Source organism: Saccharopolyspora sp. CA-218241 (assembly GCF_050954615.1).
Lineage (GTDB): Bacteria > Actinomycetota > Actinomycetes > Mycobacteriales > Pseudonocardiaceae > Saccharopolyspora > Saccharopolyspora cebuensis.
In genome coordinates this window covers 4523573-4542981 of the sequence record NZ_CP191860.1, presented here as the reverse complement: position 1 = coordinate 4542981, position 19409 = coordinate 4523573, and the positions used below count along the sequence as shown (strand labels likewise).

Genomic DNA, 19409 nt, shown 5'->3' with positions numbered 1-19409 from the left:
ACGGTGTCCGATCCGCAGTCGCCGCGAACGGGTACTCCGGCGGACACCTCGGAACGCAGGACGCACCGATGCCGGAAGCCGGGCTTCCGGAGGACTTGGGCAGGGGGCAGCATGACGTCGCCACCGGGTGGTGAGTCGGAGTACATCGCCGACCGCGAGCAGGCCATGTACGAGGAGCGGGTGCGGGAGATCCAGGAGGAGCACCCCGATTCACCGCTGCACCTGCTCTTCGGCGCCTTGGCTTCGCACGTGCAGGCCGACAAGCAAGCCGACGAGTACGGGAAGCGGCGGGCCGAGGAACTGGCCGAGGAGCAGGAGCTGCGCGCCCGGCCCGGCCCGCTCGGCGGCACGAACTACCTGTCGTACGAGCACAAGGAGCTCGACCGCTTCGTCCGGGAGGACTTCGACCCCGGTGCGGTGCACGAGATCGGCCGGGTCTACCACGACCACGGCGCGAAGCTGCGCGACTTCTCCGACCGGATCCGGCAGGCCGCGACCAAGACCGAGGAGAACTGGCAGGGCGAGGCGGGCGACGCGATGCGCGCGCACGTCACCAACGTCGCCGACCACATGGGCCACTCCGGCAAGGCCGCGCAGCTCACCGCGAACCAGGTCGGGATGCAGGCCGAGGCCGGGGAGCGGGCGCGCAACGCGATGCCCGAGGTCGTCGAGTTCGACCTGCAGCAGGAGATGCAGGGCCTGGCGGCCGAGCAGAACCCGATCATGATGATCGCCCGCGTCGGCCAGATGGTGCAGAAGCAGGAGGAGTCCCGCGCCGCGCACCAGGAAGCGGCGCAGGTGCTCACCACGATGGAAAACGACTTCGGCACGGCGGCCGAGCAGACTCCGACGTTCCTCCCCGCGCCGAAGGATCCCGACCAGGCGCAGGAGCTCAGCCGGCTCAAGCCGACCACGATGCTCAGCGCGTTCCAGGAGCCGGCCACCCCGATGCAGACCCGGTCGGCGTTGGCCGAGGGGACTCCGGCCGCGGGCGGCCAGGGTCCCGGCGCCGCCGTCCCGGGCGCGCCGCCCGGCTCGGTCCCGCCGGGCTCGGTGCCCCCTGGTTCGGCTCCCGGTTCGACCCCGCCCGCTTCGGTCACCCCCAGCTCGTACACCCCCGGCTCGGTGCAGCCGAGTTCCCCCGGAACGGCGCCCGGCCAGGGCGGAGGCGGCGGCACGCCGCAGTACAGGGTCCCGGACGTGCCCTCCTACACCACCGGGCCGAGGTCCACCACCTCGCAGTGGCACTCCGGTCACGGCGGTGGCACCGGTCCCGGCGGCGGTGACACCCGCTGGAACCCGCAGACGGGCACCTGGGAGAAGCGCAACCCCTACAACGGCAACTGGGCCCCGATCCCCGGTGGCTACCGGCCCGGCGGGCGGGACGGTTCCGGACCGTCCGGCGGTCGCGGTCCCGGCGGCTTCGGGCCGAACGGCCCCCACGCGCCCGGTGTGCCCAACCCCGGAACGCCCGGTGCACCCGGTGGCGCCGGACGCGGCTTCGGCGGTGCGGGCGGCCTGGGCGCGGCCGGCGGCGCGGGTGGTCTCGGCGCCGCCGGTGGTGCGGGCGGCGCGGGCACGTCGGCCCAGCCCGGTCCGGGTGGCCGCGCCGGTGTCGGCGGAGTCCCCGGCACGCCCGGTGGTGCGGCGGTGACCGGGGGCGCGGTGGCCGGTGGCCGGGGCGGCGCCGGGATGGCCGGGCCCGCCGGCGGCGCCCCGACCGGCCGGGGCCAGGGCGGCGACGACGACCTCGACCACCAGAACAAGTACCTGCAGGAGAACGACGACGCGTGGCGGGACCTCGGGCTGCCGCCGGTGGCGCCGCCGGTCTTCGAGTAGCGCTGTTCCCGCGGTGCGGGCGGCGGCACCTCAGGCGCCGCCCGCACCGGTACGGACGTCCTGAGGCAGACCGGCGGCTCGCACGCGCCGTCGGCGGAGCGGTTCCGCCGACGGCGCCGGTGGTGATGGGGTTCTCGATGCTCGATTCGTTCACGCTCCCGCTCGCGGCGGCGGACCTGCTCGGCGAGGAGCTGCGGCTGGACCTGCGGCGGTTCCCGTTCGAGGTGCCGCACTTCGCGGCGACCTTCGACGAGCGGCGGGCGCTGCGCGAGCGCATGTGGGCCGACCTGGAGCAGCGCAACCTCGCGTACCGGGGCCAGGTCGAAGCGGAGGTCGAGCAGGCGCTGTCGCTGCTGGACCGCGCTGCGGTGTCGATCGCGGTGGCGGTGTACGAGACCGGTGCCGACGACGTGTTCCGGGCCCGGATCGCGGCCGCCGGGCGCACCGGCGTGCTCGCCGTGCAGGACCCGCGCGGCTTCCAGGTGCGGTTCCTCGACGTGCGCGGGCTGGCCCGCCAGTGCGCCGAACTGGTCCCGGACGAGCCCGCCGGTCGGCTGGAGGCGGCGTCGGTGCTGGTGCCCGCTGAACCCGAGGCGCAGCAGGAGGAGAGCGAGGAGCGGGGACCGCGCTGGCTCGACTACGGCCCGACCACCTCGACGGGCGGCCGGGACGCGGAGCGGGCCGCGGCGATCATGGCGCTGCCGGTGCGGCGCCTCGGCTACTTCCTGATCAGCGGTCCCTCGGGGCAGGCCCCGGCCATCGGGTTCCGCGACACCGAGCAGGGCCGCTACTCGATGACCACCCGGCGGAACCAGGACGGCCAGCGGTGGAACACCTTCGCCGGGGCGGACCGGGCGACGCTCCAGCGCCACCTGGACGAACACCTCGCCAGGTTCCGCTGACCCGCTCCCGCGGGAGACGGCGCCCGTGGGAACCGGGTGAGGGGGTCCCGAACGGGGTGCGCGGACCGCGGTGGCGGGCGGGTTCTGCGGTGACATCACCCACGCTTGACTTCCGGCGGGGCCGCGCGGACCGGCTGAAACCCCGGTTCCGGTGTTCGTCGAGCGCAGGGGCCCGCCGCCGGTGCCGTTAGGGTCGGTCCATGCCTCAGGGACAGCCGACCGCGGTACCGGCCGACGGTCTGACCACGCGACAGCGCCGCAACCGCCCGCTGGTCGTGGTGCACACCGGTGAGATGAAGGGCAAGTCCACCGCCGCGTTCGGGCTGGCGCTGCGCGGCTGGAACCAGGGCTGGCCGATCGGCGTCTTCCAGTTCGTCAAGTCCGCGAAGTGGCGGGTCGGCGAGGAGAGCGCCTTCCGCGCGCTCGGCAGGCTGCACGAGGAGACCGGCGAGGGCGGCCCCGTCGAGTGGCACAAGATGGGCGAGGGCTGGTCCTGGGCGCGCAAGCAGGGCACCGAGCAGGACCACGCGGCGGCGGCGCTGGAGGGCTGGCGCGAGATCGCCCGCCGACTGCGCGACCAGCGCCACGGGCTCTACGTGCTCGACGAGTTCACCTACCCGCTGCACTGGGGCTGGGTGGACGTCGCGGAGGTGGTGGCGGAGCTGCGCGACCGCCCCGGGCACCAGCACGTGGTGATCACCGGCCGGTACGCGCCGCAGGAACTGCTCGACGCCGCCGACCTGGTCATGGAGACCACCAAGGTCAAGCACCCGATGGACGCCGGGCAGAAGGGGCAGAAGGGCATCGAGTGGTGACGCCCCGGATCGTGGTGGCCGCCCCGGCTTCCGGGCAGGGCAAGACGACGGTGGCCACCGGATTGCTCGCGGCGCTGCGGGCGCGCGGCACGGAGGTGGCGCCGTTCAAGGTGGGGCCGGACTACATCGATCCCGGCTACCACCGGCTCGCCGCCCGCCGCCCGGGGCGCAACCTCGACCCGGTGCTGGTCGGCGAGGAGCGGATCGCGCCGCTGTTCCGGCACGGCGCCACCGGTGCCGAGGTGTCGGTCGTGGAAGGCGTGATGGGCCTGTTCGACGGCCGCCTCGACTCGCCCGGGCCGGTCGCCTTCGGCTCGACGGCGCACGTCGCCGAACTGCTCGGCGCCCCGGTGCTGCTGGTGGTCGACGCCAAGGGCCAAGGGCAGAGCCTCGCCGCGCTGCTGCACGGCTTCCGCGACTTCCACCCCGGGGTGCGGATCGGCGGCGTGGTGCTCAACCGCGTCGGGTCGCAACGCCACGAGCAGGTGCTGCGGGCGGCCGCCGACGCCGCCGGGCTGCCGGTGCTCGGCGCGCTGCCCCGGCACGCGGCGCTGGAGGTGCCGTCCCGCCACCTCGGGCTGGTCACCGCCGCCGAGCGCGGGGCCGAGGCGGTGCGGGCGGTGGACGCGATGGCCGAGGTCGTCGCCGCCTCGGTCGACCTGGACGCCGTGGTCGCGCTGGCGGGTGCCGCGCCGGATCCGGCAGGACCGGCCTGGGATCCCGCCGCGGAGGTCGAGGCCCGGCCGGGCGGGCCGCTGATCGCGGTCGCCGGGGGAGCGGCGTTCACCTTCGGCTACGCCGAGCACGCGGAACTGCTGGCCGCCGCCGGGGCCCGCGTCGCACTGCTGGACCCGCTGCGCGACGAGGCGCTGCCGCCCGGGACGCGCGGTGTGGTGCTGCCCGGCGGGTTCCCGGAGCAGCACGCCGCCGAGCTGACCGCGAACACCGCGCTGCGGCGGGAGATCGCCCGGTTCGCCGGTGCGGGCGGCGCGGTGCACGCCGAGTGCGGCGGGCTGCTGTACCTGGCCGAGGAGCTCGACGGGCACCCGCAGTGCGGGGTGCTCCCGGCGCGGGCGCGGATGACCGAGCGCCTGGTCCTCGGCTACCGCGACGCGGTGTCCGCCGGGGATTCCCCCGTCTTCGCAGGAGGAGAACGCGTGACCGGACACGAATTCCACCGCACAGCCCTGGAACCGGGCGGCGGGACGCAGCCCGCCTGGTTCTGGCGCGGCGGGCGGGAGGGCTTCGCCGGGCCCCGGCTGCACGCCTCGTACCTGCACACCCACCCCGCCGGGCAACCCCGGTCGGTCCAGCGGTTCGTCGAGGAGTGCGCGCGATGAAGCTGATCGGCATCGGTGTCGGCCCCGGCGACCCGGAACTGCTGACCCTGGCGGCGCTGCGCGCGCTGCGGGAGGCCGACGCGGTCTACGTGCCGGTGCTCGCGTCGGACGAGCAGGGCCGCGCCGAAGCGGTGGTGCGCGCGCACCTGGGCGCCGACGAGCGGGTGCGGCGGCTGGTGTTCGCGCTGGCCGATCCGGTGGACGGCCCGCAGGAGCGGCGCAGGCGGCACTGGGACGCCGCGGCCGAGGAGGTCGCCGGCCGGTTGCGCGAGCGGGGCGGCACCGCGGTTTTCGCGACCCTGGGCGATCCGGCGGTGTACTCCACGTTCAGCTACCTCGCGAGCACCGTTCGGGAGCTGGTGCCCGAGGTCGAGGTGACCACCGTGCCGGGGATCACCGCGATGCAGGCGACCGCGGCGCAGGCCGGGGTGGCGCTCACCGAGGGCGCCGAACCGCTGACCGTGATCCCGGCGATGCGCGACGTCGCGGCGTTGCGGGAGGCGTTGCGCGCACGCGGTACCGTCGTCGCCTACAAGGGCGGCAGGCGGTTGGGCGAGCTGCGGTCGGTGATCGCCGAGAGCGGTGCCTCGGACCGCGCGATCTACGCCGAGCACCTGGGCACCCCCGACGCGCGGGTGCTCCCCTTGTCCGAAGTGGACGACGACGGGGCGCCGTACCTGTCCACTGTGGTAGTCCTTCCCCCTCGACGCGGCAGAGGAGAGCAATGGTGAGTGGCCGGATCTCGTTCATCGGTGCCGGACCCGGCGCGGCCGATCTGATCACCGTGCGCGGTGCGCGGCGGATCGCCGAGGCCGACATCGTGGTGTGGGCCGCGAGCCTGGTCGCCCCGGAGTGCATCCAGGAGCACGCGCGCCCCGACGCCGAACTCGTCGATTCCTCGCGGCTGACCCACGAGCAGGCGGTGGAGATCTACCGCCGGGCCGAGCGCGAACGGCTCAACGTCGCGCGGGTGCACTCCGGGGACCCGTCGCTGTGGGGCGCGGTGCAGGAGCAGTACGACGCGTGCGCGAGGATGGCGCTGGAGGTCGAGATCGTGCCGGGCGTGGCGGCGTTCTCCGCCGCGGCGGCCTCGGTCGGCCGGGAGCTCACCGTGCCCGAGGTCGCCCAGTCGCTCGTGCTGACCCGGCTGGAGGGCGGCAAGACCCCGATGCCGGACGGCGAGAAGGTCCGCGAGTTCGCCAAGCACGGCACCACGATGGCGCTGTTCCTGTCCGCCGCGCGCACCGGGCAGCTCGTCGAGGAGCTGCGGGCGGGCGGCTACGACGACGACACCCCGGTGCTGGTGGCCTACAAGGTGACCTGGCCGGACGAGCTGATGCTGCGCACCACGCTGGGCGAGCTGGAGCAGACGGTCAAGCAGCACAAGCTGTGGCGGCACACCCTGTTCATCGTCGGCAAGGCGCTGACCAGCGGCGGCACCCGGTCGCACCTGTACCACGCCGGGCACTTCCACACCTACCGCCGCGCCGATCCCGCCGCCCGCCGGGCGTTGCGCGCCGAACGCCCCTCGCGGCGCGCGAAGCCCGCCGAGCCGGAGCCCGCCGAGCCGGGGCCCGGGGCGGTCCGCGACTCCGACGTCGCCTGGTGGGCGGTGCGCGACTGGCAGGCGACCGCGCGCGGTGCCGCCAAGGTCGCGGCGCACCGCTCGGCGGCGCGGGTGGATTCCGCCCAGCCGGAGCTGTTCGCCGAGCAGGACGCGGACGCCGCCCCGGCGGAGGCTCCGGAGCAGCGCCCCGCGCCGGAACCCGAGCAGGTCCCGGAGCGGACCGCCGAACCCGCGGCGGCCCAGCCGAAGCAAGCCGAGCCGGAGCAGCCCGAGCCGGAGCAAGCCGAGCCCAAGCAGCCCGCCGCGGAGCAGGCGGAGCCGGAGCAGGCGGCGCCGAAGCGGACCTCCCCGGCGAGCACCGGCACCGCGAAGGCCACCGCGAAGACCTCCACCGCGAAGACCTCCACCGGGAAGTCCGCGCCGAAGCGCCGCACCACCAAGGCCGCCGAGCCCAAGGCGGCGAAGTCCCGCTCGACCGCGAAGGGCAAGCGCACGTCAGATGAGCGGTGACCCGGCCGGGCCGGAGCTGCGCGAGCCGGACCTGCCGCGCACCGCGAAGGTCCGGCCCAAGGCGCTGCGCACCGGCTTCACCACCGGCGCGTGCTCGGCGGCGGCGGCCAAGGCGGCGGCCGAGCTGATGGTCACCGGCGCGCTCCCGCCGGTGGTCGACGTGGTCTTCCCGGACGGCAGGCCGCGCCGCTTCGAGGTGGATTCCGCGCACGTCGGCCCGGCCGCGACGGCCGTGGTGGTCAAGGACGCGGGCGACGACCCGGACGTCACCCACGGCGCCCGGCTGACCGCGACGGTGACCCCGCGCGCGGACGGCGCGGTGGACCTGCGCGGCGGTGAGGGCGTCGGCGTGGTGACCAAGCCGGGCCTGGGCTTGGAGGTCGGCGGTCCGGCGATCAACCCGGTGCCCCGCCGGATGATCACCGAGGCGGTGCGCGAGGTGCTCGGCGACGGCGGCGCGGACGTCACGATCAGCGTGCCCGGCGGCGAGAAGATGGCCTACAAGACCACCAACCGGCGGCTGGGCATCTTCGGCGGCATCTCGATCCTGGGCACCACCGGGATCGTGCGCCCGTTCTCCACGGCGTCCTGGCGCTCCAGCGTCGAGCAGGCGGTGGCGGTGTCGGCGGCGCAGGGCGGCCGGACGGTGGTGCTGTCCACCGGCGGGCGCACCGAGCGGGCCGCGATGCGGCTGCTGCCGGACCTGCCGGACGTGGCCTTCGTCGAGGTCGGTGACTTCACCGGTGCGGCGATCCGGCGGGCCGTCGAGCACGGGCTGACCGACGTCGTCTTCGTCGGCATGATCGGCAAGCTCACCAAGCTGGCCTCCGGCGTAGTCATGACGCACTACACGAGGTCCAAAGTGGACACGCCGCTGCTGGGGCGGATCACCGCCGAGTTCGGCGGGACCCCGGAGCAGGTCGAGGAGATCGGTGCGGCGGCCACCGCGCGCCGGGCGTACGAGGTGTGGCAGGACGCCGGGCTGCTCCCGGCGTGTGCGCACCGGCTGTGCACGTCGGTGGCCGCAGTATTGGAGCGGTTCAGCGAGGAGACCGGCCGCCGGCTGCGCGCTCGGGTCGCTATGGTGGACTTCGAGGGCGAGCACGTGGTGGCGGCCACCGAGGCGAGGTGGGTGACGTGGCGGTCACGGTGATCGGAGTCGACGGCGGCGCGCTGCCGCAGGGCGCCGAGGAGGCGCTGCAATCGGCGCGCCTGGTGATCGGCGGGCGCAGGCATCTGGCGGCGCACGCCCCGGCGCACGTGCGCACGCTGGAGCTCGGCGCGCTGGAACCGGCGCTGGGCGCCCTGGGCGCGCTGACCGGTGCGGAGTCCGCCGTGGTGCTGGCCTCCGGCGACCCGGGGTTCTTCGGCGTGCTGCGGGCCCTGCGGGAGCGGGGCCTGCGCTGCGCCGTGCTGCCCGCGACCTCCAGCGTGGCCCGGCTGATGGCCCGCGCGGGCCGGTCCTGGGACGACGTCGCGGTGGTCAGCGCGCACGGCCGCGACCTGCGGCAGGCGATCAACGTGTGCCGGGCCCGCCCGGCGGTCGCGGTGCTCACCGCGCCCGGGGCCGGACCGGCGCAGCTCGGCTCCGGCCTCGACGGCTGGCGCCGCACCCTCACCGTCGCCGAGGACCTGGGCGGCGAGCACGAATCCGTGGTCACCGTCGATCCGGCCGAGGCGGCCACCCGCACCTGGCGCGAACCCAACGTGGTGCTCTGCCAGGCCGATCCGGACGCGGTGCCGGCGCGCGGCTGGTCCGCCGGCGGCGAGCCGCTGCCGCCGGCGTCCGGCTGGGCGCTGCCGGAGGACGAGTTCTCCCACCGCGACGGCATGATCACCAAATCCGAGGTGCGCGCGGTGGCGCTGGCCCGGCTCGCGCCGCGCCCCGGCACCCTGGTGTGGGACGTCGGCGCCGGATCGGGGTCGGTCGCCGTGGAGTGCGCCCGGCTCGGCGCCGCCACCATCGCCGTCGAGCGGGACGAAGCGCAGGTGGTGCGGCTGATCACCAACGCGACCGGGCACGGCGTGGACGTCCGGGTGGTCGAGGGCGCCGCCCCGCAGGCGCTGCGCGAGCTGCCCCGGCCGGACGCGGTCTTCGTCGGCGGTGGCGGGTCCGAGGTCGTCGCCGCCTGCGCGCACGCCGGGGCCGAGCGGGTGGTGGTGGCGCTGGCGGCGCTGGACCGGATCGCGGGCACCCGGGACGCGCTGCGCGCCGCCGGTTACCAGGTCGAGGGCGTGCAGCTCGCCGCCGCCCGCCTGGCCGAGCTCCCCGACGGGTCCTCCAGGCTGGAGGGCACCAACCCGGTGGTCCTGCTGACGGGAGTGCGGTGAGGGCGACTGCGCGGGGAAAGCCGAACGGAGTGCGGGGCACCCGGTACCACGTCACTGGGTACGGGGTGCCCCGCACCCAGGTACCGAACGGGTAGTGCGCGTCGACGACGGGTGCTGGACCGGTGATCAGGTCCGCGGTGGCGGGCCGGGAAGCAGGGGAGACGACGTGATCGGGCTGTTCGCGGTGACCGCCGCGGGACGACGGGCCGCGACCGAACTGGCCGCCCGGCTGGGGCCGGACGCGGTGCTGGTGGACGGGCCGCCCGGCCCGGCGCTGCGCCGCGTCTGGGACCACCTCGACGCGGCGGTGTTCTTCCTGGCCAGCGGAGCCGCCGTGCGGCTGGTGGCGCCGCTGCTGCGGGACAAGCACACCGATCCCGGCATCGTCTGCGTCGACGAGGCCCGCCGGTTCGCCATCGCGCTGGCCGGTGGCCACTCCGGGGGCGCCAACGCGCTCGCCGAGCAGGTCGCCGACGTGCTGGGCGCGACCCCGGTGGTGACCACCGCGACCGACAGCACCGGCAGCACGCCGCTGGACGAGCTCGTCGACCTCCTCGACGCCGCGGTGGACGGCGACCTCGCCGGGTGCGGTGTCGCGGTGCTCGACGGCGCCCCGGTGCGCATCGAGAACCCGCTGGGCTTCCCGCTGCCCGCGCTGCCCGACAACGTCGGTCCCGACGTGGTGGATCCGCAGTGGACGGTGGTGGTCGACGACCGCCGCGCGGCCCCGGACGACGAGGGGCCGACGCTGCGGCTGGTGCCGCGCACCCTCGTCGTCGGCGTGGGTTCCGAGCGCGGGGTGGACCGCACCGAGGTGACCGAGACGATCGCCCGCCTGGAGCGCGAGCACGGCCTGGATCCCCGCGCGGTCCGGGCGTTCGCCAGCGTCGACCTCAAGGCCGACGAGACCGGGATCCTGGAGGCGGTGCAGGACCTCGGGTTCTGGTACGCCGACGGCGACGAGCTGCGGCTGCTCACCTACCCCGCCGCCGAACTCGCCGGGATCGAGGTGCCCAACCCCAGCGAGGTGGTCCGCGCCGAGGTCGGCACCGCCAGCGTCGCCGAGGCCGCCGCGCTGCGCGGCGCCGCCGAGTGCGCCGCGGGCGGACCGGTGGAGCTGGTGGTGCCCAAGATCAAGGGGCGCGGGGTGACCGCGGCGGCGGCCCGGATCCGGCCGCGCGGACGGCTCGCGCTGGTCGGCATCGGTCCCGGCGCGGCGGAGCTGCGGACCCCGCGCGCCGACGCCGAGCTGCGCCGCGCCTCCGTCGTGGTCGGGCTGGACCAGTACCTCGACCAGGTGCGCCACCTGTTCCGGCCGGGCACCGAGGAGCGCGCCAGCGGCCTCGGCGCGGAGGAGGCCCGCGCGGCCGAAGCGGTGTCGCTGGCCCGCGAGGGCCGCGCGGTGGCGCTGATCGGCTCCGGTGACGCCGGGGTGTACGCGATGGCCAGCCCGGCGCTGGAGCAGGCCGACCGGGACGTCGAGTTCGTCGGGGTGCCGGGGGTGACCGCCGCGCTGGCCGCCTCGGCGCTGCTGGGCGCGCCGCTGGGCCACGACCACGCCCTGATCAGCCTGTCCGACCTGCACACCCCGTGGGAGGTCATCGAGCGCCGGGTGCGCGCGGCGGCCGAGGGCGACCTGGTGGTGTGCTTCTACAACCCGCGTTCGGCGCAGCGGCACTGGCAGTTGGGGCGGGCGCTGGAACTGCTCGCCGAGCACCGCCCGGCGGGCACGCCGGTCGGCGCGGTGCACCAGGCCACCCGCGACGACCAGCGGGTGTGGTGCGCGCCGATCGGCGAGTTCGACCCGGGCGAGGTGGGCATGTTCACCACCGTGGTCGTCGGCTCCTCGCAGTCGGCGATGATCGGCGGCCGGATGGTCACCCCGCGCGGCTACCGCTGGATGGCCGATGCCCGCTGATCCGCTGGTGATCTCCGCGGCCTGCACCGCGTGCGGGGCGTGCCTGCTGACCTGCCCGGAGCACGCGCTGCGCCCGGCGCCGGGCCGCCCCCGGGTGCTGGCCGAGGCGTGCACCTCCTGCGGGGAGTGCGTGGAGATCTGTCCGGCCGACGCCATCGACCTGCGCGCGGGCTAGCGCTGCCGAGGACCGCATTCGCCGATGATCTGCGTGGCGGTGCGGGTGGCGGAACCTCAGCGGTCCCCTCGCTCCGGGAGCCGCTCCTGATGTACCAACGACGTACACGGCGTCGCGGCTGTCCTCGCGAGGGGACCGCTGAGCGGTCACGTCCGAGCACGGGCGGTGGTGCCGGTTGACGGCCGCACCGCATGCGGCTCCGCCGCGTTCTGGAAAGCCGTGCAACGCGAGTTCAGGGATGGGCACCGAAGTGAGCGAGCACATGACCCCCGAGGAGTTCCGGGCGTGGGGCAAGCAGGTCGTCGACTGGATCGCGGACTACCAGGCCGGGATCGAGCGGTACCCGGTGCGGTCCTCGGTGGCGCCGGGGGAGATCCGCGCCGCGCTGCCCGCGCACCCGCCGGAGCGCGGTGAGCCCTTCGACGCGGTGCTGGCCGACCTGGACCGGGTGCTGCTGCCCGGCATCACGCACTGGCAGCACCCGGACTTCTACGCCTACTTCCCGGCCAACGCCAGCGGTCCGGCGATCCTCGGCGACCTGCTCTCCAGCGGCCTCGGCGTGCAGGGCATGGTGTGGGCGACCAGCCCGGCGTGCACCGAGCTGGAGACCGTGGTCGTCGACTGGCTCGCCGAGCTCCTCGGGCTGCCCGGGCACGTCCGCACCGACGCCGCGGGCGGCGGGGTCATCCAGGACTCGGCCTCCAGCGCGGCCCTGGTGGCCTGCCTGGCCGCGCTGCACCGGGCCAGCGGCGGGCGCGCGGCCACCGAGGGCATCACCCGCCGCTACGCGCTCTACGTCTCGGCGCACACCCACTCCTCGCTGGAGCGGGCCGCGCGGATGGCCGGGATCGGGGCCGACAACGTGCGGGTGGTCGACGTGGACCCCGCGACGCAGGCGATGGATCCGGAGCACCTGGCGGCGCTGCTCGCCGCGGACCTCGCCGCGGGCGTGGTGCCCGCGCTGGTCTGCGCCACCGTCGGCACCACCTCGACCACCGCGATCGACCCGGTCCCCGCGATCGGGCGGATCTGCCGCGAGCACGGGGTGTGGCTGCACGTCGACGGCGCCTACGCCGGGGTCGCGGCGGTGTGCCCGGAGCTGCGCTGGGTGCTCGACGGGGTCGGGGAGTTCGCCGACTCGTTCTGCACCAACCCGCACAAGTGGTTGCTGACCAACTTCGACTGCTCGGTGCTGTGGATGGCCGACCGGGCCCCGCTGGTGGCGGCGCTGTCGATCCTGCCGGAATACCTGCGCAACGCGGCGACCGCCTCCGGCGAGGTGATCGACTACCGCGACTGGCAGGTCCCGCTGGGCCGCCGGTTCCGCGCGCTCAAGCTGTGGGCGGTGCTGCGCTGGTACGGCGCGGAGGGCCTGCGCGCGCACATCCGGCGGACCGTCGCGCTGGCCCAGGAGTTCGCCGCGCTGGTCCGCGCCGACGAGCGGTTCGAGGTGCTGGCACCGCACCCGCTGGGCCTGGTGTGCTTCCGCCCGCTCGGGCCGGACGCCGACGGGCGCGCGCTGGCCGGGATGGAGGAGCTCAACGCCTCCGGCGCGCTCTACCTGACCCACACCAAGGTCGACGGCCGGGTGGTGCTGCGCTTCGCGGTCGGCTCGCCGCGCACCGAGCGGCGGCACGTCGTCGCGGCGTGGCAGCGGATCCGGCGCGCGCTGACGTGAGGTGGCGGGTCAGGCCCGGAGGGCCGCCGCCGTCCCGGCGGCCACGGCGCAGCCGGCCAGCAGCAGCACCGGGACGGCGGTCGGCTCGCCCGCCGCGCCCTGCGCCAGCGCGCACCGCGCGAGCAGCGCGGGACCGAGCAGCAGCACCCCGGCCAGGACGGCCGCCGGGCGCGGTCCCCGGGTCAGGAGCCCGGCCAGCGCCCCGCATCCGGTCAGCGCCGCCGCCGCCAGCACCAGCGCCACCAGGTAGGCCCCCGGCGCGCGCGGGGCGGCGGTGCCGGTCGCGGCGAGCCCCAGCAGCGCGACGCCCACCGCTCCCGCGGTCAGCAGCGCGTGCGCGCGCAGCAGCAGCGCCGGATCGGCGCGGTGCGACCGGACCGCCAACACCGCCCCGGTGCCCGCCAGCACGCCCGCGACCAGATCCCCGCCCGCACCCGCGAGCACCGCCGGCAGCAGTCCGCAGGTCAGCGCCAGCGGATCGCGCCCGCTCCGGCCGACCTCGGCGACCACCGCATCCGCTCCTGCCATCGCGACCACCTCCGCGCCGAGCGTGGCGGTGGGCGGGGCGGCTCCGGTACCGCGCTGCCTCCCGTCCGGGGGTGGGGTTTTCCCCACCCCGACCGGGGAGCTGGCAGCAGTGCGCCGCGCCCCGGTGACCGGCGAGGATCGTCGCCATGACGAGGTGGTTGTTGGATCGAGGACGAGGGTTCGCCGTGGCGGCGGTCGCCGTGACCGGACCGGTCTGGTTCGCACTGGAGGTGGTCGCGCTGAGCATCGCGACGTGCGGGCTGCTGCGGGTCGGGGAGGTGCTGCTCGGGGCGACCCGCGCGGCCGCCGACCTCTCCCGCCGGCTCGCCGGGCGGTGGGGTGGGGTGCCGGTCGGATCCCCGTACCGGCCGCCACCACCGGACCCCGAACCCGACGCCGAGGGCTGGTACCGGCAGGACAACATCGTCTACCGGTCGCCGCGGCTGCCGCGCTGGGTGCGCCGCGTGCAGTGGCTCGCCGAGGACCCGGCCACCGGGCGCGACCTGGACTGGTTCCTCACCAACGCGGTCGTCGGCCTGGTCCTCGGGCTCGCCGCCGCCGTGGGCGGACGGCCGGTGCTGCGGCTGCACGCCCGCTGGTCGGCCCGCAAGCTCGGGCCCGCCCCGGACCGGAGCTGCCGGCCCAACGCCGTGGTCCGCCGGCTGCTCGCGACTTGGCGGCTGCTGGTGCTCGGCGCGCTGTCCGCGCTGAACTTCCTGGTCGCCGTGCTGGCGGTGCTGGCGCTGCTGATCGCCACCCCGCTCGGCGCGATCGTCGTCTGGCCGCGACTGGTCGACGGGGTGCGGTGGCTCGCCGGGCTGAACCGGCGCCTGGCCCGGGACTGGTCCGGGGTCGAGGTCGGCGAGGCGTACCTGCCGGTGGAGCCGCCGGTGCCGACCGCCGACGGCCTGTACCGGTCCGGTCGCTCGCTGGTCGAGTCCCCGGCGCCCGCGTGGCGCAGCGCCCGGCTGCGGCGCGCGCTGCGCGATCCGGCGACCTGGCGGGACCTGCTGTGGCTGGCGGGGGACCTGGTGGTCGGCGGGCTCGGCCTGGCGTTGCCGGGACTGCTCTGGCTGTTCGCCGCCGGTTTCTGGGTGCCGCTGTGGTGGGCCGTGCTGGGCGTGTTCCTCGACATGTCCGCGGCCCGCGCCGGCTGGACCGGGTTCGCCCGCTGGCTGGTGGACAACCCGGCGATCGGGATGCCCGCCGGGCTGCTCGCCGCTGCGGTGCTGGTGCTGCTCGCGCCGATCACGTTGCGCTGGCACGGGTACTGGGCCCGGCTGCTGCTCGCCCCGACCGAGCGCGCGCTGCTCGCCCAGCGCGTCGAGCAGCTCACCGAGACCCGCACCGACGCCACCGAGGCCGAGACCGACCGGCTGCGCGACATCGAGCGCGACCTGCACGACGGGCCGCAGGCGCGGCTGGTGTCGCTGGGGCTCAAGCTGGCCGCCGCGGAACAGCTCCTGGCCACCGAACCGGAGCGGGCCCGCGCGCTGCTCGCCGAGGGCCGCGACGAATCCGGCGCCGCGCTGGCGGAACTGCGCGGGCTGGTGCGCGGCATCCGGCCCCCGGTGCTCGCCGAACGCGGTCTCGGCGACGCGGTGCGGGCGTTCGCCCTGGAGTCGGCGGCCCCGGTGGAGGCGGTGGTGGACCTGCCCGGTCGGTGCCCGCCCGCCGTCGAGGCCGCCGCCTACTTCGCCACCCGCGAGCTCGTCACCAACGCCGTCAAGCACGCCGCCGCCGCGGCCATCCGCGTCGAGGTGTCGCACGACGGCACCGCGCTGCGGATCACCGTCACCGACGACGGGTCCGGCGGTGCGGTCGTCGGGCACGTCGGCGGACTCGCCGGGATCCGGCGCAGGCTCGGTACGTTCGACGGCGCACTCGCGCTGTCCAGCCCGGACGGCGGTCCCACCCGAGCGACCTTGGAGATCCCGTGCGCGTCGTCCTCGCCGAAGACCTCTTCCTCCTCCGGGACGGCCTGAGCGCGCTGCTCACCGCGCACGGCTTCGACCTCGTCGCGGCGGTGGAGACCGGCCCCGAACTCCAGGCCGCGCTGTTCGACCACCGCCCCGACGTCGCCGTCGTCGACGTCCGGCTGCCGCCCACCAAGACCGACGAAGGGTTGCAGGCCGCGCTGGTCGCCCGCCGCGCGATCCCCGGCCTGCCGGTGCTCGTGCTCTCCCAGCACGTCGAGCAGCTCTACGCCCGCGAGCTCCTCGCCGACGGCGCGGGCGCCGTCGGTTACCTGCTCAAGGAGCGGGTGTTCAACGCCGAGCAGTTCGTCGACGCGGTCCGCCGGGTCGCCGCGGGCGGCACGGCGATGGACCCCGAGGTCATCTCGGCCCTGGTCGCCCGCCGCGCCGCCCCGCTCCAGGACCTCACCGACCGGGAGCGCGGCGTCCTGGCCCTGATGGCGGAGGGTTGCTCCAACGCCGCCATCGCGCAGCGCCTCGTGGTGAGCGAGGGGGCGGTGGGCAAGTACATCGCGAGCATCTTCGGCAAGCTCGGGCTCGCGCAGGAACCGGAGACCAACAGGCGGGTCCTGGCGGTCCTGGAATACCTCGAGCGCTGACCTCGCGACCCTGGTGAGGGGCGCCTTCATCCGACATAGCCGGATGAAGGCGCCCCTCACTCGGCACCCTCCCGGGTGAGGTGGGCGTCCTCGGGCCGGGTGCGTGATCGAATTCACGGGGTTTGACCTGGGGTGCTCGGCAGGTCAGGATACGTCGGCTGGCAGTGCAGGAACCCGGTGCGAATCCGGGGCGGTCCCGCCACTGTGACCGGGGAGCGGACCCCACCGATGGCCACGGCCGCAAGGCTGGAAGGCCGGGGACACCGCGTCGATCCGGGAGTCAGGACACTGCGCGCCGGCCCCGCGTCGCGCCGCGGCGCGCGGACACCCCACCCCGGGCGGGAGAACCCAGGAGGTCGGGCTCCCATGCGGGATGCCGGAACGCGGTCGCCGACGGCGGCCCGCGCGCTCCGCTGCGGCCGTCGCTCCCCGTCCGGCCGGAGTCGAGGAGCCGGAGCGAGCATGACCACGTTCGACCCGCCACCGCGGCGGGTGCACCCGATCGAGATCGAGTCGTACCGGATCATGCGGGAGCGCGCCGATTTCGGGCACTTCGCCCCGCTGACCCGCGCCGTGGTGGAGCGCGTCGTGCACACCACGGCGGACCCGAGCTGGACCGGCGAGGTGGTCACCACCGAGGACGCGGTGCGCGCCGGGCGGCGGGCGCTGCTCGACGGCGCCGCGCTGATCACCGACGTGCGCATGGTGGCGGTGGGCATCACGTCCCGGGAACCGCTGGTCGCGTTGGACCTCCCCGGGGTCGCCGCCGAGGACGGGCTCACCCGGTCGGCCGCGGGCATCCGGGCCGCCGCCGAACGCCATCCCGACGGCGCGGTGTGGGCGATCGGCAACGCCCCGACCGCGCTGGCCGAACTGCTGCGGCTCGCCGAGGCGGGCGCGGTGCGACCCGCGCTCGTCGTCGGCGTGCCGGTGGGCTTCGTCGGCGCCGTGGCCGCCAAGGCGGCGTTGCGGCGCAGCGGACTCCCCGGGGTGAGCACGCTGACCGAACGCGGCGGTGCGGCGATCGCCGCCGCCGCCGTCAACGCCCTGCTGTACTGGCGGGAGAACCAGGAGGAGGACCGGTGACCGCACCGCAGCCGCTGCTGATCGTGGGCCACGGGACGGTGGACGACGGCGGGGTCGAGGAGTTCCGCGCGTTCATCGACCGGGTGCGCGGCCGGATGGCCCCCGCCGGGATCGACGTCGCGGGCGGCTTCATCGAGCTGTCCGCACCGGCCGTCACCGAGGCGTGGGGCGAGCTCGCCGCGCGCGGCCACCGCACCATGGCGGCGGTTCCGCTGGTGCTGGTCGCCGCCGGGCACGGCAAGGGCGACATCCCCGCCGCGCTGGAGCGGGAGGTCCGCCGCCACCCGGGCACGTCGTTCGCCTTCGGCCGCCCGATGGGCCCGCACCCGGTGCTGCTGGACCTGCTGGCCGAGCGGATCGCCGCGGTGGTGCCGCGCGAGGAGTGGGCGGACACGGCCGTGGTGCTGGTCGGCCGGGGCTCCACCGACCCGGACGCCAACGCCGAGGTGTGCAAGGTCTCCCGGCTCTTGCAGGAGACCTGCGGTTTCGACACGGTCGAGACCGCGTTCGTCTCGCTGGCACCGCCGGACGTCGCGGCCGGGCTGGAACGGGCCCGCCGCCTCGGCGCGCGGAAGGTCGTGGTGGCGCCCTACTTCCTGTTCGACGGGGTGCTGCCGCAGCGCGTGGCCCGACAGGCCCGGGAGTACGCCCGCGCGGCACCGGACATCGACGTCCACGTCTCCGGTTACCTCGGTGACACCGACGCCCTGGCCGAGCTCGTCGTCGAGCGCTACCACGAGGCGCTGCACGGCGAGATCCGGATGAACTGCGACACCTGCGCCTACCGGGTGCTGCTGCCGGGCTTCGAGGACAAGCTGGGTGCGCCGCAGACGCCGCACCACCACCCCGACGATCCGACCGGGCACGGTCACGGACACGGACACGCACATGGACACTCCCGCTAACCCGCCCGCCGAGCACCACTACCTCGCCGGACTCGACCTCGCCGGACGCCGGGTCGTGGTGGTCGGCGCGGGAACCGTCGCGCAGCGCCGGCTGCCCCGCCTGGTCGGCGCCGGTGCCGCCGTCGAGGTGATCGCCCCCGAGGCCACCCCCGCGGTGGAGGCGCTCGCCGACGCCGGCGAGATCACCTGGACCCGGCGCGGCTACCGCGACGGCGATTTGGACGGCGCCTGGTACGCGGTGGCCGCCGCCTCCCCCGACGAGGTCAACGCCGCGGTGGGCGCCGAGGCCGAGCGGCGGCGGGTGTTCTGCGTGCGCTCCGACCGGGCGGTGTCCGGCAGCGCGGTGACCCCCGCGGTCGCCGAGCACGACGGGCTGCTGCTCGGGGTGCTCGCCGGCGGATTCCCCCGGCGCAGCGTGGCGGTGCGCGATGCGCTGCTGGAGGCGTTGCAGTCCGGTGTGGTCGACGAGCACGCCGACGCCCCGGCGCCCGGGGTGGTGCTGGTCGGCGGCGGTCCGGGCGCGCCGGACCTGATCACGGTGCGCGGCAGGCGGCTGCTGGCCAAGGCCGACCTGGTGGTCACCGACCACCTCGCCCCCCGCGAGCTGCTGGAGGAGCTGGGCCCGCACGTCGAGGTGGTGGACGCCTCGAAGATCCCGTACGGCCGGGCGGCGAACCAGGACGTGATCAACCGGACGCTGATCGACGGCGTCCGCGCGGGGCGGTTCGTGGTCCGGCTCAAGGGCGGCGACCCCTACGTGTTCGGCCGGGGCTTCGAGGAGCTGCTGGCCTGCGCCGAGGCGGGCGTGCCGGTGACGGTGGTGCCGGGGATCACCAGCGCCTTCTCGGTGCCCGCGGTGGCCGACGTGCCGGTGACGCACCGCGGGGTGGCGCACGAGGTGGTCGTCGTCTCCGGGCACGTCGCACCCGACGACGAGCGCTCGCTGGTGGACTGGCCCTCGCTCGCCCGGCTGCGCGGCACCCTGGTGCTGCTGATGGCGGTGCAGCGCATCGAGTCCTTCGCCGAGGTCCTGATCGAGCACGGCCGCCCCGCCGACACCCCGGTCGCCGTGGTGCAGGAGGGCACGACCGCGACGCAGCGCTCGCTGCGCACCACGCTGGACCGGGTCGGGGCCGACGTGCGGGAGCAGGGCGTCCAACCGCCGGCGGTGGTGGTCATCGGCCCGGTCGCCGGGCTGAAGGACTGACGCGCGCGGGTGGGTCCGGACGGCCGGACCCAC

The 19409-nt window shown here is 75.8% G+C and carries 17 protein-coding genes and 1 riboswitch; of the genes, 16 read left to right on the top strand and 1 reads right to left on the bottom strand.

All coding sequences use genetic code 11. The features are described from left to right. Positions 1-111 precede the first annotated feature (111 nt). From ACQP0T_RS21600 to ACQP0T_RS21550, 11 genes are all read left to right on the top strand, one after another. Entirely contained in the window at positions 112-1839 is a 1728-nt protein-coding gene (locus ACQP0T_RS21600) for a hypothetical protein (RefSeq protein WP_433869715.1), read from the top strand. Between the two features lie 137 nt (positions 1840-1976). Next, positions 1977-2741: an ESX secretion-associated protein EspG gene (locus tag ACQP0T_RS21595; protein ID WP_433869714.1), complete on the top strand. Its 765-nt coding sequence runs from the start codon at positions 1977-1979 to the stop codon at positions 2739-2741. A gap of 200 nt (positions 2742-2941) precedes the next feature. Further along, positions 2942-3556: a cob(I)yrinic acid a,c-diamide adenosyltransferase gene (cobO, locus tag ACQP0T_RS21590; protein ID WP_345355425.1), complete on the top strand. Its 615-nt coding sequence runs from the start codon at positions 2942-2944 to the stop codon at positions 3554-3556. Continuing rightward, the gene (locus ACQP0T_RS21585) at positions 3553-4896 is read left to right on the top strand and encodes a cobyrinate a,c-diamide synthase (protein ID WP_433869713.1); all 1344 of its coding nucleotides are present in this window, start codon (positions 3553-3555) and stop codon (positions 4894-4896) included. Before cobO ends, ACQP0T_RS21585 begins: the two co-directional genes overlap by 4 nt. Continuing rightward, entirely contained in the window at positions 4893-5627 is a 735-nt protein-coding gene (gene cobI, locus ACQP0T_RS21580; protein WP_433869712.1) for a precorrin-2 C(20)-methyltransferase, read from the top strand. The genes ACQP0T_RS21585 and cobI overlap by 4 nt, the downstream gene beginning before the upstream one ends. Further along, positions 5621-6973, top strand: coding sequence for a precorrin-4 C(11)-methyltransferase (gene cobM, locus ACQP0T_RS21575; RefSeq protein WP_433869711.1), 1353 nt, complete (start codon positions 5621-5623; stop codon positions 6971-6973). The genes cobI and cobM overlap by 7 nt, the downstream gene beginning before the upstream one ends. After that, complete coding sequence (locus ACQP0T_RS21570) at positions 6963-8126, top strand: cobalt-precorrin-5B (C(1))-methyltransferase (protein ID WP_433869710.1); 1164 nt, start codon at positions 6963-6965, stop codon at positions 8124-8126. Before cobM ends, ACQP0T_RS21570 begins: the two co-directional genes overlap by 11 nt. Further along, positions 8111-9304 carry a precorrin-6y C5,15-methyltransferase (decarboxylating) subunit CbiE gene (cbiE, locus tag ACQP0T_RS21565; protein WP_433869709.1) on the top strand — a complete coding sequence of 398 codons (1194 nt, stop codon included), beginning with the start codon at positions 8111-8113 and terminating at the stop codon, positions 9302-9304. Before ACQP0T_RS21570 ends, cbiE begins: the two co-directional genes overlap by 16 nt. A gap of 166 nt (positions 9305-9470) precedes the next feature. Then, positions 9471-11222, top strand: coding sequence for a precorrin-3B C(17)-methyltransferase (cobJ, locus tag ACQP0T_RS21560; RefSeq protein ID WP_433869708.1), 1752 nt, complete (start codon positions 9471-9473; stop codon positions 11220-11222). Then, on the top strand, positions 11212-11397 hold the full coding sequence (locus ACQP0T_RS21555; protein WP_433869707.1) for a 4Fe-4S binding protein: 186 nt from the start codon (positions 11212-11214) through the stop codon (positions 11395-11397). Before cobJ ends, ACQP0T_RS21555 begins: the two co-directional genes overlap by 11 nt. 262 nt (positions 11398-11659) lie before the next feature. After that, on the top strand, positions 11660-13075 hold the full coding sequence (locus tag ACQP0T_RS21550; protein WP_433873805.1) for a pyridoxal-dependent decarboxylase: 1416 nt from the start codon (positions 11660-11662) through the stop codon (positions 13073-13075). A gap of 9 nt (positions 13076-13084) precedes the next feature. Here the strand turns inward: ACQP0T_RS21550 and ACQP0T_RS21545 are convergent, their stop codons facing one another. After that, entirely contained in the window at positions 13085-13603 is a 519-nt protein-coding gene (locus ACQP0T_RS21545) for a hypothetical protein (RefSeq protein WP_433869706.1), read from the bottom strand. Between the two features lie 161 nt (positions 13604-13764). On the opposite strand from ACQP0T_RS21545, the gene ACQP0T_RS21540 reads away from it, so the two are divergent. From ACQP0T_RS21540 to cobA, 5 genes are all read left to right on the top strand, one after another. Next, positions 13765-15588, top strand: a complete 1824-nt coding sequence (locus ACQP0T_RS21540) for a sensor histidine kinase (RefSeq protein WP_433869705.1) — start codon at positions 13765-13767, stop codon at positions 15586-15588. After that, positions 15540-16178, top strand: a complete 639-nt coding sequence (locus tag ACQP0T_RS21535) for a response regulator transcription factor (RefSeq protein ID WP_433869704.1) — start codon at positions 15540-15542, stop codon at positions 16176-16178. Before ACQP0T_RS21540 ends, ACQP0T_RS21535 begins: the two co-directional genes overlap by 49 nt. Before the next feature lie 167 nt (positions 16179-16345). After that, a riboswitch (cobalamin riboswitch) is annotated at positions 16346-16469 on the top strand. 171 nt (positions 16470-16640) lie between these two features. After that, positions 16641-17264 carry a precorrin-8X methylmutase gene (locus ACQP0T_RS21530; protein WP_433869703.1) on the top strand — a complete coding sequence of 208 codons (624 nt, stop codon included), beginning with the start codon at positions 16641-16643 and terminating at the stop codon, positions 17262-17264. Next, entirely contained in the window at positions 17261-18169 is a 909-nt protein-coding gene (locus ACQP0T_RS21525) for a sirohydrochlorin chelatase (protein WP_433869702.1), read from the top strand. Before ACQP0T_RS21530 ends, ACQP0T_RS21525 begins: the two co-directional genes overlap by 4 nt. Next, the gene (gene cobA, locus ACQP0T_RS21520; protein WP_433869701.1) at positions 18153-19376 is read left to right on the top strand and encodes a uroporphyrinogen-III C-methyltransferase; all 1224 of its coding nucleotides are present in this window, start codon (positions 18153-18155) and stop codon (positions 19374-19376) included. Before ACQP0T_RS21525 ends, cobA begins: the two co-directional genes overlap by 17 nt. Positions 19377-19409 lie beyond the last annotated feature (33 nt).